At 65.0% G+C, this 12,296-nt stretch carries 12 protein-coding genes and 3 pseudogenes; 10 read left to right on the top strand and 5 right to left on the bottom strand.

Annotation, left to right across the window (positions count from 1 at the left end; genetic code table 11):
- Positions 1 to 1,008, bottom strand: a pseudogene (locus RMO81_RS07840) (amidohydrolase family protein); the annotation flags it as partial.
- A 43-nt stretch (positions 1,009 to 1,051) separates the two neighbouring features.
- A complete protein-coding gene (locus tag RMO81_RS07835; protein ID WP_310475269.1) occupies positions 1,052 to 1,495 on the bottom strand; it encodes a hypothetical protein in 444 nt (147 codons plus the stop codon).
- A gap of 151 nt (positions 1,496 to 1,646) precedes the next feature.
- Here RMO81_RS07835 and RMO81_RS07830 point away from each other — a divergent pair, with 151 nt between their 5' ends.
- Positions 1,647 to 2,261, top strand: a complete 615-nt coding sequence (locus RMO81_RS07830; RefSeq protein ID WP_310475268.1) for a PadR family transcriptional regulator — start codon at positions 1,647 to 1,649, stop codon at positions 2,259 to 2,261.
- 68 nt (positions 2,262 to 2,329) lie between these two features.
- Complete coding sequence (locus RMO81_RS07825) at positions 2,330 to 2,974, top strand: hypothetical protein (protein ID WP_310475267.1); 645 nt, start codon at positions 2,330 to 2,332, stop codon at positions 2,972 to 2,974.
- A 77-nt stretch (positions 2,975 to 3,051) separates the two neighbouring features.
- Here RMO81_RS07825 and RMO81_RS07820 read toward each other — a convergent pair.
- Positions 3,052 to 4,110 (bottom strand): annotated as a pseudogene (locus RMO81_RS07820) (L-threonylcarbamoyladenylate synthase).
- Positions 4,111 to 4,153: 43 nt separating this feature from the next.
- Here RMO81_RS07820 and RMO81_RS07815 point away from each other — a divergent pair.
- From RMO81_RS07815 to RMO81_RS07795, 5 genes are all read left to right on the top strand, one after another.
- Positions 4,154 to 5,896, top strand: a complete 1,743-nt coding sequence (locus tag RMO81_RS07815) for an acyl-CoA dehydrogenase (protein WP_409049595.1) — start codon at positions 4,154 to 4,156, stop codon at positions 5,894 to 5,896.
- Between the two features lie 48 nt (positions 5,897 to 5,944).
- On the top strand, positions 5,945 to 6,895 hold the full coding sequence (gene cpaB, locus RMO81_RS07810; RefSeq protein WP_310475265.1) for a Flp pilus assembly protein CpaB: 951 nt from the start codon (positions 5,945 to 5,947) through the stop codon (positions 6,893 to 6,895).
- A gap of 236 nt (positions 6,896 to 7,131) precedes the next feature.
- The gene (locus RMO81_RS07805; RefSeq protein WP_310475264.1) at positions 7,132 to 7,338 is read left to right on the top strand and encodes a cold-shock protein; all 207 of its coding nucleotides are present in this window, start codon (positions 7,132 to 7,134) and stop codon (positions 7,336 to 7,338) included.
- Positions 7,339 to 7,533: 195 nt separating this feature from the next.
- Positions 7,534 to 7,671 carry a hypothetical protein gene (locus RMO81_RS07800; RefSeq protein ID WP_310475263.1) on the top strand — a complete coding sequence of 46 codons (138 nt, stop codon included), beginning with the start codon at positions 7,534 to 7,536 and terminating at the stop codon, positions 7,669 to 7,671.
- Between the two features lie 74 nt (positions 7,672 to 7,745).
- On the top strand, positions 7,746 to 7,922 hold the full coding sequence (locus RMO81_RS07795; RefSeq protein ID WP_310475262.1) for a hypothetical protein: 177 nt from the start codon (positions 7,746 to 7,748) through the stop codon (positions 7,920 to 7,922).
- 52 nt (positions 7,923 to 7,974) lie between these two features.
- Here RMO81_RS07795 and RMO81_RS07790 read toward each other — a convergent pair whose 3' ends face one another.
- Both RMO81_RS07790 and RMO81_RS07785 read right to left on the bottom strand, forming a co-directional pair.
- Positions 7,975 to 8,625 (bottom strand): aquaporin, encoded by a 651-nt coding sequence (locus tag RMO81_RS07790; RefSeq protein ID WP_310475261.1) that lies wholly within the window; start codon positions 8,623 to 8,625, stop codon positions 7,975 to 7,977.
- A gap of 62 nt (positions 8,626 to 8,687) precedes the next feature.
- Complete coding sequence (locus tag RMO81_RS07785; protein WP_310475260.1) at positions 8,688 to 9,200, bottom strand: hypothetical protein; 513 nt, start codon at positions 9,198 to 9,200, stop codon at positions 8,688 to 8,690.
- 230 nt (positions 9,201 to 9,430) lie between these two features.
- Here RMO81_RS07785 and RMO81_RS07780 point away from each other — a divergent pair, with 230 nt between their 5' ends.
- From RMO81_RS07780 to RMO81_RS07770, 3 genes and pseudogenes are all read left to right on the top strand, one after another.
- Positions 9,431 to 10,033: a J domain-containing protein gene (locus tag RMO81_RS07780; protein ID WP_310475259.1), complete on the top strand. Its 603-nt coding sequence runs from the start codon at positions 9,431 to 9,433 to the stop codon at positions 10,031 to 10,033.
- Between the two features lie 124 nt (positions 10,034 to 10,157).
- Positions 10,158 to 11,891, top strand: coding sequence for an arginine--tRNA ligase (locus RMO81_RS07775; RefSeq protein WP_310475258.1), 1,734 nt, complete (start codon positions 10,158 to 10,160; stop codon positions 11,889 to 11,891).
- Positions 11,891 to 12,296: pseudogene (locus RMO81_RS07770) on the top strand (hypothetical protein); the annotation flags it as partial. The gene RMO81_RS07775 and the pseudogene RMO81_RS07770, both read left to right, overlap by 1 nt.

The following is a 12,296-nucleotide window of genomic DNA, read 5'->3' as shown; positions in this document are numbered from 1 at the left end:
CACCCGGGCGCGGATGGCTGGGTCCTTCAGCCGCTCGATCCACTTTTCCAGCCCGCCCGATTGCACCCACAACGGCATCGCCGCATCCAGCCCGGTGGCGCCGGCGGTGTAGTTGTACATGTTGGCGGTGATGCGGATGCCCTGGGCGCGCGCCGTCTCGATCTTGCCGATGATGGTATCCAGCTTGCCCCAGTTCCTGCGGCCCGACATCTTCATGTGCCAGATTTCCGCCGGACCGCCCGATTGGCGGGCGATGTCGATCAGTTCATCCACCGCCGGTTCGATGCGGTCGCCTTCGGATCGCATATGGCTGATGTACATGCCGCCGCAGGCCGCGCTTGCCTTGGCCAGCGCGATCAGTTCCGGCGTTTTGGCATAGGCCGCCGGCGCATAGATCATCGACGTGCCCAGCCCCAGCGCGCCGTCGTTCATGGCGGCGCGCACCAGCCCCTGCATCCGCGCCAGCTGCTGCGGAGTCGGATCAACATCGCTTTCGCCCAGTTCGTGCACGCGCACGGTGGTGTGACCGACAAAACTGGCGACGTTGGGCGCGATGCCCTTTTTCTCCAGCACGGCCAGATATTCGGCCAGCGTCGTCCAGGTGATCGGGAATTTGATATCGTCCTGCCGCAGCGCACCCAGCCGCTTCATTTCGGGATTGAGCGGCCCCATCGAATTGCCTTCGCCCATCACCTCCAGCGTGACGCCCTGGCGGATATCGCTCTGCGCGCGGCCGTCGATCAACAGGCTTTCGGTGGCCCAGCTCAGCATGTTGACGAAGCCAGGCGCCACGGCCTGGCCCTTGGCATCGAACATCTTGGCATCATGGGCGACGCGGCCCGGCGGCCAGTCGCGGCCCATCGACAGGATGCGGTCACCATCAATGGCCAGCCAGCCCTTGTACGGCGCGGCGCCGGAACCATCGACGATCAGGCCATTGACGATATAGAGCGGCTCTGCCGACACTGGTGCCGCCGCCAGCAGCAAAGCCCAAACCAACCCGCGCATCATCCTGCTCCCCCAATCGCCATCGGGACAGCTTATGGCGCAGTTACCCCGGCAACAAGCCTGTGATACCCGCCAGCAACGGGGCCAGTTCGGCGCCGCGACTGCCGGCCAGCGGTGCCAGCACGGCGGCCACCCGCGCCGGATGACTGCTCTCGCCCAGCGCCAGCAACAGGCGCTGCTCATCGTCGGCCAACGCGCCGTGGCAGGGCAGGTGCAGCCGGATCGGCCGCACCGCCCGCTGCGCCAGGCCCACGATCAGGCAGCGCAGATGATGTTCCAGGCCCAGGCCGACTTCGCCAAAGCGCTGCTGCAGCAGGGCATGAACATAGGCATCACGCGCACTGCCCAATGGGCGCACCATGGCCAGCCGGCGCAGGCACCACAGCAGGTCGCGCTGTACCGGCGTCAGCCCGGCAGGGTCGTCACGGCGCTGCGGTCGCCCTGGCGGTCCGCCGCTGGGGCCGTTCTCATCATGCTGCACGAACATCGCTCACCTCCATCAATCCATGATGGATCAAATGCGACCGCGTCGCAATAGCAATAATAAGAATGATGCACTTCTTGTGTATGGGTCTTGCAATACAGCGACCCAAGATATATCTTAAGCCTCTCCAAGCCCCCAAACCGGAGTCTCCCCCATGCACTTCCGTTTCCACTTTGATCGCGATGGCTTCCATAAGGAGTTCAGCGGACGCTGGGCCGGACGCAGTGGCCGCTGGGCCGCCTTTGCACAGCGCTTTGCCGATGAATTCGGGGATGGCGGCGATGGCCCGCGCCCCAATTCTGGCCGCCGCCGCCGGCGCTTTGGTGCCGAAGCGTTGAAGATCCTTGTCCTCCACCTGCTGAAGGACGAACCGCGCCACGGCTATGACCTGATCAAGGCCATCGAAAATCTGTCTGCCGGCCTGTATGCGCCGTCGCCGGGCATGATCTATCCGATGCTCAACATGCTGGCCGATGAAGGCCTGATCGCCGAAGTCGCCGGCGAGGAAAGCCGCCGCCGTTATGCCATCACCGATGCCGGCCGCGCCGCGCTGGATGCAGCCGAAGCGCAGTTGAAAGACGCGCTGCAGCGCCTGGCCGACATGGCGCGCTGCAACAGCGACGATGGCCGCGAACCGCTGCGCGAGGCCATGCACGATCTGCGCGCCGCCGCGCGGGAGCGTATGGCCGATGCCGAATCGCGCGCCGAACGCGCCGAGGCCATAGCTGCCATCCTGAGGGAGGCAGCGGAGAAGATCGGCAAGCTCTGACCGCCGGTGGCTCTGCCAATCGATTTCGACCCATGCTACCAACGGTTTCCGATCAAGGGAGACCGGGCATGGCCGTTTTGTTGGATCGCATTGCTTCATCATTTGCCAGCAAACGGGCGCTGATCGGAGCAATGGTGTTCGAGTTTTCCATCGTGTTTGTCGGTGTAACGGCAGCATTCGGCATGGAATCCTTCCGTCGTGACCGCGAGGAAGCAGCCTATCGATCCGGCATAATTGCAGCGCTCATTCCCACCCTCGACTACGTGCTCCTGCACAATCGCGATTTCGAAACTGAAGTAGAGGCGAAGCTCGCCGCCTTTGACGCGGCGATCGCCCGGCGCGAACAGCCAGCTTTGCCCATGTTCCGCGAGCGCGATTCGGAACGTCCGCCTGTGCGTATCTGGGATAGCGTCGTCGCCACAGGGGCGGCGCGAGCACTGGAACCTGACCTGCTTTTTCGGCTGTCAGTGTTCTACAATCGCCAGGATTCGTTCGGCGAACGCTATGTCCGCTATGCGGCCTATACCGAAGAGCGCATCTTGACGCTCGGTTCGGATCGGGCGGCCATCTATGATGGGTCGGGAACGCTGCGGCCGGCCTATTCGGCCTATGTCGATCGCTTGCGCGATCTTGTGGTCGCACACCGGGATTTGGCGGTGCAAGCGCGAACGCTGCGCGCGGAACTTCAGAAACGCGGCCAGATCGGGCGTTGAACCGGCGCGGTTGCGCCGCAAACGACGGCCAGCCCCAAATTGGCCGCCACCTGAATTCGCGCTCCGGGGATGGGGCCTCAGGCCCAGTGCGCCGGAGGCACTTCCTGGCGCGGCGCCGCCGCCCGTCGCAACCGGTCGTTGATCGCCAGCCCCAACCCGTGCTGCGGCACCGGGGCCACCGCGATGGCGGCGCGGCCAGAGGCTTGCGCGGTGTGGAGCAGATCGAACAGGCGCGCGGCGGCTTCGGCAAGATCGCCGCTGGCCGACAGCGTGGCATCGCCGGGCACTGCGCCGAAGCCAATGTGGAATTCATTCGGCGCTGCCGTTTCCGCCTCCAGCCGCACCAGCTGCTGCGGGGCGTAATGTGAAGCCAGCATGCCGGGGGCTTCCACAGAACTCCCTCCCCCCTGTGGGGAGGGCGAGAGACGCCGCAGGCGGCCCGGGGTGGGGGTAGCGGTCGTCGCAACCAGCGGCGGACCCTCACCCCGCCGCACTGCGCGCGAGTCGACCCACCCCACAAGGGGGAGGGGGTTTAGTTATTCCACTGCCACCGCGCCGGGCCGCAGCAAACGCCAACCATCGCCCTCCACCGCAACAATCGTCGATTCGACCCCGGCCGCGCACGGCCCGGCATCGATCACCGGCACATCGGCCAGCGATTCCAGCACATGCGCGGCGCGTGTTGGCGAAATCCGCCCCGACGCATTGGCCGACGGTGCCGCCAGCGGGCCAACCGCCCGCACCAGCGCCTGCATCACCGGATGCGCCGGGCAACGCAGCGCAATCGTGTCCAACCCCGCCGTCACCAAACTGGCCACCGGCGCATCGGCCCGGCGCGGCAACACCAGCGTGAGCGGGCCTGGCCAGAAGCGCGCCGCCAGTGCCTGCGCCAAAGGCGAAAACAGCGCCAGCGTTTCGGCCTGCGCCACATCGGCGACATGCACGATCAGCGGATTGAAGCTGGGCCGGCCCTTTGCCGCATAAATGCCGGCCACCGCCGCGCCATCGTCCGCGCGCGCCGCCAGCCCATAAACCGTCTCTGTCGGCACCGCGACCAGGCCCCGCGCGCGCAACACAGCCGCCGCTGCGGCAATGCCGGCGGGGTCGGGCAGCAGGATGCGGCTTTTGTCGTTCATTGCGCGCGTCTATACCGGTGCCGAACTGGAACGGAAACAGCCCATGCCCTACACCGCCCCCACCACCGAACAGCGCTTTGTGCTGGATGTGACCGCCGATCTGCCCGGTCTGGCCGCGCTGCCGGCCTATGCCAACGCCACGCCCGACATGGTCGATGCCATATTGGGCGAATCGGCCAAGCTCGCCGCCAATGTGTTCGCGCCGCTGAACCGCCCGGGCGACAAGGCGCATGCCCGGTTGAATGATGGCGTGGTGACGCTGCCCGAAGGCTTTGCTGCCGCCTATGGCCAGTATGTCGAAGCCGGCTGGGCCGGGCTGGGCGTGCCGGAAGCACACGGCGGCCAGGGCCTGCCATTCGCCGTCGCGGTGGCCGTGCAGGAACAACTCACCAGCGCCAACATGGCCTTTGCGCTTTGCATGATGCTGAGCCAGGGCGCGATCGAAGCGCTCGCCGCCCACGCCAGCTCCGAATTGCAGTCGCGCTACCTGTCCAAGCTGGTCACTGGTGAATGGACTGGCACGATGAACCTCACCGAGCCGGGCGCGGGCAGCGATGTCGGCGCGCTGAAATCCCGCGCGGAGCCCAATCCCGATGGCAGTTGGCGTATCGCCGGCACCAAGATCTACATCACCTGGGGCGAACATGATGCGGCCGAAAACATCGTCCACCTCGTGCTGGCGCGCACCCCGGACAGCCCGCCGGGGACCAGGGGCATCAGCCTGTTCCTCGTGCCCAAGTTCCTGCCCGACGGCACCCGCAATGATCTCAAATGCGTCGGCCTTGAACACAAGCTGGGCATCCACGCCTCCCCCACCTGCACGATGAGTTTCGGCGACAACGACAGCTGCATTGGCTGGATGGTCGGCAACGAAGGCGGCGGCATGCGCGCCATGTTCACCATGATGAACAACGCCCGCGTGCAGGTTGGCCTGCAGGGCGTCGCCATCGCCGAAGCGGCCATGCAGCACGCGCTGGATTATGCGCGCAGCCGTGTGCAGTCGGCCCGGTTCGGCGCCGGGCCAGCACCGGTGCGCATCATCGAACATGCCGACGTGCGCCGCACCATCATGACCATGCGCGCTCTCACCGAAGCCGCCCGCGCGCTGGTCTATCTGAACGCAGCGGCAGTTGATCGCGCTCACACTGGCGATGCCGCCGCAAAGGGTCTTGCCGATCTGCTCACGCCGATTTCCAAAAGCTGGGCCACCGATATCGGGGTCGAGGTCGCGTCGCTGGGTGTGCAGGTGTTCGGCGGCATGGGTTATGTCGAGGAAACCGGCGCCGCGCAGTTCCTGCGCGATGCCCGTATTGCGCCGATCTATGAAGGCACCAACGGCATCCAGGCCATGGATCTGGTCGGCCGCAAGCTGGGGATGGACGGCGGCCAGCATTGGAAGGATCTGCTCGGCGAAGTCCGCGCCACCCTGTCCGACCTTGATGAGGATGACGAACTGAAACTGATCACGCCGTGGCTGCAGGACGCGCTGGATGCGGCGCAGACCAGTTCGATCTGGCTGGCCGGCGCCAACAACCCGGATGATGTTGCCGCCGGGGCCACGCCCTATCTGCGGCTGATGGGCCTCACGCTTGGCGGCTGGCTGCTGGCCAAACAGGCGCTGGCCTCGCGCCACCATCCCGATCCGCAGTTTGCCGCGGCCAAACGCATCACGGCGCGGTTCTTTGCCGAACAATTGCTGCCGCAGGTGCAGGCGCTTTCTGCCAGCGCGATGCGCGGTGCGGCATTGTTCTATGCCATTCCCGAGGATGGGCTGGCCGCCGCCTAAATCGAAACGGCTGCCCGCCCGTTACCGTGTCCAGATGGAGGCGGTGCGATGGGGGCGGAACAAACGTGGCAGGATCGTGTCCCACAGCGGCGCAACCCGCTGCAGGCACAGCGCGCCCGCCATGATCGCGGTGACAGCTGGGCCAATCGATCACGCCTGATGCTGATCAGCGGTGTGGTGTTGCTGGTGGTCGCCATGCTGGTGGCCCGTTTGCTGCCGCAGGGCCGATCAAGCCCGGCACGTCCCTCGATGGCCATGGCGCAGGCGGTGGTGGCAGCCACGGCCATCGGATTCGGTGAAAAGCTCGCCGCCGATAAGCTGAAACTGATCGACGTGCCGGCCCGGCAACTGCCCAAGGGCCATTTCCTGCGCATCGACCCGTTGATCCTGGGCGCGGCCCGCATCGCAATGCGCCCCATAGCCGCCAATGAAATCATCATCGAAACCGCGCTGGTGGCCGGCGCAACCCGGCTGTCGACCGCGCCGTTGCTGACGCCCGGCATGCGTGCGCTGGCGATACAAGTGAATGAACTTGCTGGCCTATCGGGCCTGGTGTTCCCCGGTGATCGGATCGACGTGCTGATGGTTCGCCAGCCGGACGAAGCCATGCCCTATGCGGAAATACTGGCGCAGAATCTGCGCGTGCTGGCGGTGGGGAACGACATGAACGTCGCCCGTGAGAAGCCCAAGCTGGAAAAATCCATAACGCTGGAAGTCAGCCCGCTGCAGGCGCAGAAACTGACGCTGGCCATGGCCAATGGCACCATCAGCCTGGCCCTGCGCCAGTTCAGCAACGATGCGCGCGTGCGCCTGCACAGCTTGCAGGTGAGCGACCTGAACGACGGCACCACCACCCGGCTGGTGCGCAAACCGGGGAATGCGCCCGCACTGGCGACCGCACCAGCGGCAAAGGCCCCCGCGACCAGCACACCGCGCCCGGCCCAAGGCGTGATCGTGATGCGCGGCGGAGTGGCCAGCCCGGCCGACGTGATGCCCTGATGGCCATTGAAAAACCCGGCCAATCCCGTATTCAACAGCCAAGCATGGGCACTGGCCTTTCGTGTAGATCTGGCCTGACCTTGACTTTGTAGGCGATCAGGCTTAGTTTTGGCTTGCTAATCGTCGCCTGCGACGGAAATTGACGCCTGCAAAACGGCTCCTTCTCCTTTCTCGCGCTACCAGCTCCGGCCGTGCATTTGCGGCCGGGTTTCTTGTTTTCGCGAAAGGAAAACATCATGATCACCGGAACCGTCAAATTCTTCAATGCCGACAAGGGCTATGGTTTCATCTCGCCGGAAAATGGCGGCGATGACAACTTCGTGCACATCAGCGCCGTTGAGCGCGCCGGCATGAGCACCCTGAACAAGGACCAGCGCGTCAGCTACGAACTGGAAACCGATCGCCGCGGCAAGACCTCGGCCGTCAATCTCCAAGCCGCGTAAGTGGCAGGGCCGGGCAGCGCCTTTCGGGGTGCTGCCCGCCCGTCGAGGCGCTCCTGCGCGGCGGTCGTTCTCGGTTTTTGGCTGGGAAAACACCCGCGCAGGGCTGCTGCCAGTCCTGTTCACTCCAACCCGAATCCCATGCCGGCGGCCTTGCCGCCCTGCTCACAGGGGCGCCGTTTTGCGCCCAGGACATCAATGAAAATCACCACGACTGACCAGAATCGCCGCGAATCCGGCGCATACCACCCTCTCCACGGCAACCGCATTCTCCGCCGTTCACCGATCCTGACCCGCAGCGAACTGCGGCGATTGATCCTCGACCAGCTGGGCTGACCAGCCACCCGCTCCCCAGAATACCCGCCCCTCAGGATACTTACTGTGGCCGGTGTTCCGCAAAGGATCACAGCATGCGCGCCACCAGCCTGTTCTATGCCACGCAGATCGAACAATGCGCTCGCAACGCCGCCGATGCAGCGTTGGACAATCAGCGCACCATGTTCCTGCGCGCGCAGGCCGCCTGGCAGTTGCTGGCCGACAAGGAAACCGCCGCCCAGACCGAGCGCGACAAGCGCGTGCCGGCCTGATCGCCTGACTGGCCTGAACGCCTGACTGGCCTGATCGCCTGACTGGCGGATTTCACGCCGCCGGATGCATCGCCCGATCCAGCCAATGCGCGCACAGTGCCCCCGCCAGCTGCGCCAGGATGAACGCCGGCACATCCGCCATCGCAATGCCATCGAACGTATCGGTAAGGCTGCGCGCGAAAGTGAGCGTGGGATTGGCGAAACTGGTGGACGAGGTGAACCAACAAGCCGCCGTGATATAGAGCGCCACGCAGCCGGGCATTGCGTCGGGCCGATGCCGCCCGGTAAGCAGCACTGTGAGCAGCAGGCCAAACGTGGCGATGAACTCGCCCAGCCACTGCCCGGGCCCGGTGCGGGCATGATCTGAAAACTGCAGGATCGGCAGATCGAACATGGCGTGCGCGCACCACACGCCGGCCACACCGGCCACCAGCTGCACCGCCATCATGGCAAGGCCGCTGGCCCAGCTGCCTTCGCCGCGCAGCCGCGTGATCATGGTCACCGCCGGGTTGAAATGCGCGCCCGACACCGGGCCGAGCATGGTGATCAGTACATAGAGCAGGGCCGCAATCGCGCCGACATTGCCGATCAGCGCCACCGCCACGTTGCCGCCAGCCAGCGCTTGCGCCATCACGCCCGAACCAACGACGCAGGCAAACAGCAGGAAACTGCCCAACGCTTCACCCACCAATATTGCCTGCATGCTGCCCCCCAATGCATGTTCCGGGCGCCATCATCGGGGCCTGTGGCCGCCTGTCAACCGCTTCAGCGCATCGGGAAAGGCAGGCCGCGTTCGGAAACTGGCGGCAGCACAGCGTCCACGTCGATCACCCGCGCCGCGCCGCTGCTATCGGGCAAGATCGCCAGAGTGCTGGCCGCCCGTTCGAGCACGATGGCCCAAGCCGCTGCCATTGCGGCGGAATAGCCGGTTCCGCACGAATCGCGAATCACGCCGGCAACAAGGGGCAGGAAATCGCCGAACACCGGGCGCGGGATGCCATAGGCGTCGTGGGTGATCGCCTCTGTGCCCAGAAATGCGCCGCCCCAGCCGCCGATTTCTTGGCCGCCATCTGGCGCGTGCGGGCTGGCCAGATCAAGGCACATTTCAAAACTGCGGCTGAGCATCTCGCCCCTGATGCGACCCGTACCGTCGCGCCAGAATTCAGCCTCGATTCCGGGATGCAGCGCAAACAGCCGGGCATAGATCGCGGCTTGCGGATCGCCGCAGCGGGTAACGGCCAGTTCCAGGCTGGCTTCGAGGGCAGCACGATGATCCATGCCGTCATGCTGCGCCGTCCGCGTGCCGCCGGCAAGTGAGGTTTGCCACCATGACCGCAAGAAGCGCCCAGCGTTAACCTTTGAGCCCGTTAAGTTTTTACCTGCGTTAACCTTTTTACATTGCGACTGTCATATTGACAAAGTCGACACGATGTTTAACAAACTGTTTCATTGTTGGCACCGGCAGCGTTTGTTCTTTGTTTCGCTGGTGCCCAACGGGGAGTGTTACGATGGACGTCAATCAGCCCTTCGTCGATTATTACGCGGTCCTGCGGGTCCATCCGGAATGCGATTCGCGCACCCTGGAAATCGCCTACCGCAAGCTGGCCAAGCTTTATCACCCCGATCACCCTGAAACCGCTGATACCGGCATGTTCAATGCGGTGATCGAAGCCTATCGCGCGCTCAAGGATCACGCCAAGCGTCTGGCCTATGACGTTCTCTACAGCACCAACACCGGCTTTGCCTTCTCCGATGCCGATTGCATTCTGTCCGAAGAGCGCACCGCGCTGTCCGACGCCGAGGTGCATGCCGAAGTGTTGATGGCGCTCTACAAGCGTCGCCGCGAGCGCGCTTCCGAGCCAGGTCTCGGCTCCTATGAGCTGCAGCGCCTGCTCGATTGCACCAGCGACGCCTTTGATTTTCACGCCTGGTATCTGAAGGCCAAGGGGTTCGTCGAGACCACCGATCAGGGCAAGCTGGCCATCACCATCGCCGGTGTTGATCATGTGATCAACCTGTCGCGCGGCGCGGCGCAGGATCGCCTGCGCATCTCGCAGTTCGGCAACCAGCAGGGCGGGCGGGCCTGGCCGCGTGAGGCTGTGGCCGCCTGATCGCACGGGCAGCGGTTTTCGGGCGCGCCGGCTCCACCGTGGATGCCCCCAAGCTGATAGACGCCCGCGCTGCTTGGCGGTAGGGAACGGGCAACGCCCTTCCTTCATGCAAAGCTGAACCCAAGTGAACCTGTTCGCCGACTATGCTGCCATCGTGAAGGCGGCACTGGATGAATTGATTGCCGCTGGCACCCTGCCCGCCGGCCTGTCGCTTGCCAATGTGACGGTGGAACCGCCGCGTGATGCGTCGCACGGCGATCTCGCCACCAATGCCGCCATGGTATTGGCCAAGCCTGCGGGCATGAACCCGCGCGCGCTGGCCGAAGCGCTGGTCGCCGCGCTACGCAGCAAGCCAGGCATCGCCGCGGCCGAGGTTGCCGGGCCGGGCTTCATCAATCTGAAGCTGGCCGACAGCGTGTGGCACGCCCAGATCACGGCGATGCTGAACACCGGTGCCGATTATGGCCGCAGCACGGTGGGCCAGGCCAAGCGGATCAACGTCGAATATGTCTCCGCCAATCCCACCGGGCCGATGCACATGGGCCATTGCCGCGGCGCGGTGGTGGGCGATGCGCTGGCTGGCCTGCTGGAATATGCCGGCTGGCAGGTGACCCGCGAATATTACATCAACGATGCTGGCGGCCAGGTCGATACGCTCGCCCGTTCGGCCCACCTGCGCTACCGCGAAGCCCTTGGCGAGACGATCGAGATCCCGGAAGGCTTTTACCCCGGCGACTATCTGGTGCCAGTGGGCCAGGCGCTGGCCGCTGAATTTGGTTCCACACAGGTGAACGCGCCCGAAGCCGATTGGCTGGCGCTGTTCCGCAGCCGCACCGTCGCGCTGATGATGGAGCGTATCCGCGCCGATCTGGCCCTGCTTGGCATCGTACAGGATGTGTTTTTCTCCGAAGCCTCGTTGGGTGCGCGCGTGCAGGAATCGCTCGACACGCTGAAGGCCAAGGGCCTGATCTATGAGGGCGTGCTGGAAAAGCCGAAAGGCGGCACGGGGGACGACGGGGGCGAGGATTGGGAACCGCGCCCGCAAACCCTGTTCCGATCGACCGATTTCGGCGACGATCAGGACCGCGCGATGATGAAATCGAACGGCAACTGGACCTATTTTGCCGGCGACGTCGCCTATCACTGGGACAAGCTGACCCGGGGTTTTGATGCGCTGGTGAATATCTTCGGCGCCGATCACGCCGGCTATGTGAAGCGCATGACGGCCGCGACCAAGGCGCTGTCGGACGGCAAGGTTACGCTCGACATCAAGATCGTCAATCTGGTCAAGCTGCTGCGCGCCGGCGAGCCGGTGAAAATGTCGAAACGCTCCGGCAACTTCGTGACGCTGGGCGAAGTGGTGGAGGAGGTCGGCAAGGATGTCGTGCGCTTCGTCATGCTCACCAAGCGACCGGAATCGATGATGGATTTCGATTTCGCCAAGGTGGTCGAACAAAGCCGCGACAACCCGGTGTTTTACGTTCAATACGCTCACGCCCGCATCGCGAGCCTGGGCCGCAAGCTGGCCGAAGCCGGTCTGGCGCTGCCGGAGCCCGATCTGACCTTGCTGGACGCCGATGAGCTGTCCGTGGTCAAAATGGCCGCCAATTTCCCGCGCATCGTCGAACAGGCCGCCGAAGCCCGCGAACCACACCGCATCGCCTTTTATCTGGGCGATCTGGCCGCCGCCTTCCACAGCCAGTGGAATGCCGGCAATGATGATGCGACCCGCCGCTTTGTGCTCACCGAACGTCCCGACCTGACGGCAGCCCGGCTGGCCATGGCGCGCGCGGTGGGGCAAGTGATCAGGAACGGCCTCGCGGTAATCGGGGTGGCAGCGGCAGAGGAATTGCATTGATGGTTGGGCGCGATGAGGATGCCCCGTGGCTGGCCGAAGCCGCGCCGCTGCGCGCTGAGCCGCCGAAGAAGCGCGCCCTGCTCAACATCGCCATCGCCGTGCTGGCCCTGGGTGCCGTCGCGGCGGTGGCCCTGCTGATGCTGCTTGGCCGCCGCGATGGTGGCTCGTCCCAGGGCTATATGGAAGCCGAACAGGCACCGTTGATCGAGGCCGACGCCGGCCCCTACAAGGTGCCACCCGCCGATCGGCAAGGCATGGACGTGCTGGGCGACGGCGAGGTGATCCATGAAGCCGTGCGCGGCGAAAACCCGGGTGCGGTGATCGATATGGGCGCCTTGCCCGAAGAACCGCTGGGCCGCCCGCGCGATCTGCTGCCGCCCGGAACCACGCCCCCGCCCGGAACAA

Source organism: Sandarakinorhabdus sp., from assembly GCF_031422795.1.
GTDB lineage: Bacteria > Pseudomonadota > Alphaproteobacteria > Sphingomonadales > Sphingomonadaceae > Sandarakinorhabdus.
Note: the sequence above shows the minus strand (reverse complement) of the source record. Positions and strands in the feature narration are given on the sequence as shown.

Coding starts and splice junctions, on each gene's coding strand:
- RMO81_RS07835 (WP_310475269.1), bottom strand. CDS start 1,495: ATGTTCGTGCAGCATGATGAGAACGGCCCCAGCGGCGGACCGCCAGGG.
- RMO81_RS07830 (WP_310475268.1), top strand. CDS start 1,647: ATGCACTTCCGTTTCCACTTTGATCGCGATGGCTTCCATAAGGAGTTC.
- RMO81_RS07825 (WP_310475267.1), top strand. CDS start 2,330: ATGGCCGTTTTGTTGGATCGCATTGCTTCATCATTTGCCAGCAAACGG.
- RMO81_RS07815 (WP_409049595.1), top strand. CDS start 4,154: ATGCCCTACACCGCCCCCACCACCGAACAGCGCTTTGTGCTGGATGTG.
- cpaB (WP_310475265.1), top strand. CDS start 5,945: ATGGGGGCGGAACAAACGTGGCAGGATCGTGTCCCACAGCGGCGCAAC.
- RMO81_RS07805 (WP_310475264.1), top strand. CDS start 7,132: ATGATCACCGGAACCGTCAAATTCTTCAATGCCGACAAGGGCTATGGT.
- RMO81_RS07800 (WP_310475263.1), top strand. CDS start 7,534: ATGAAAATCACCACGACTGACCAGAATCGCCGCGAATCCGGCGCATAC.
- RMO81_RS07795 (WP_310475262.1), top strand. CDS start 7,746: ATGCGCGCCACCAGCCTGTTCTATGCCACGCAGATCGAACAATGCGCT.
- RMO81_RS07790 (WP_310475261.1), bottom strand. CDS start 8,625: ATGCAGGCAATATTGGTGGGTGAAGCGTTGGGCAGTTTCCTGCTGTTT.
- RMO81_RS07785 (WP_310475260.1), bottom strand. CDS start 9,200: ATGGATCATCGTGCTGCCCTCGAAGCCAGCCTGGAACTGGCCGTTACC.
- RMO81_RS07780 (WP_310475259.1), top strand. CDS start 9,431: ATGGACGTCAATCAGCCCTTCGTCGATTATTACGCGGTCCTGCGGGTC.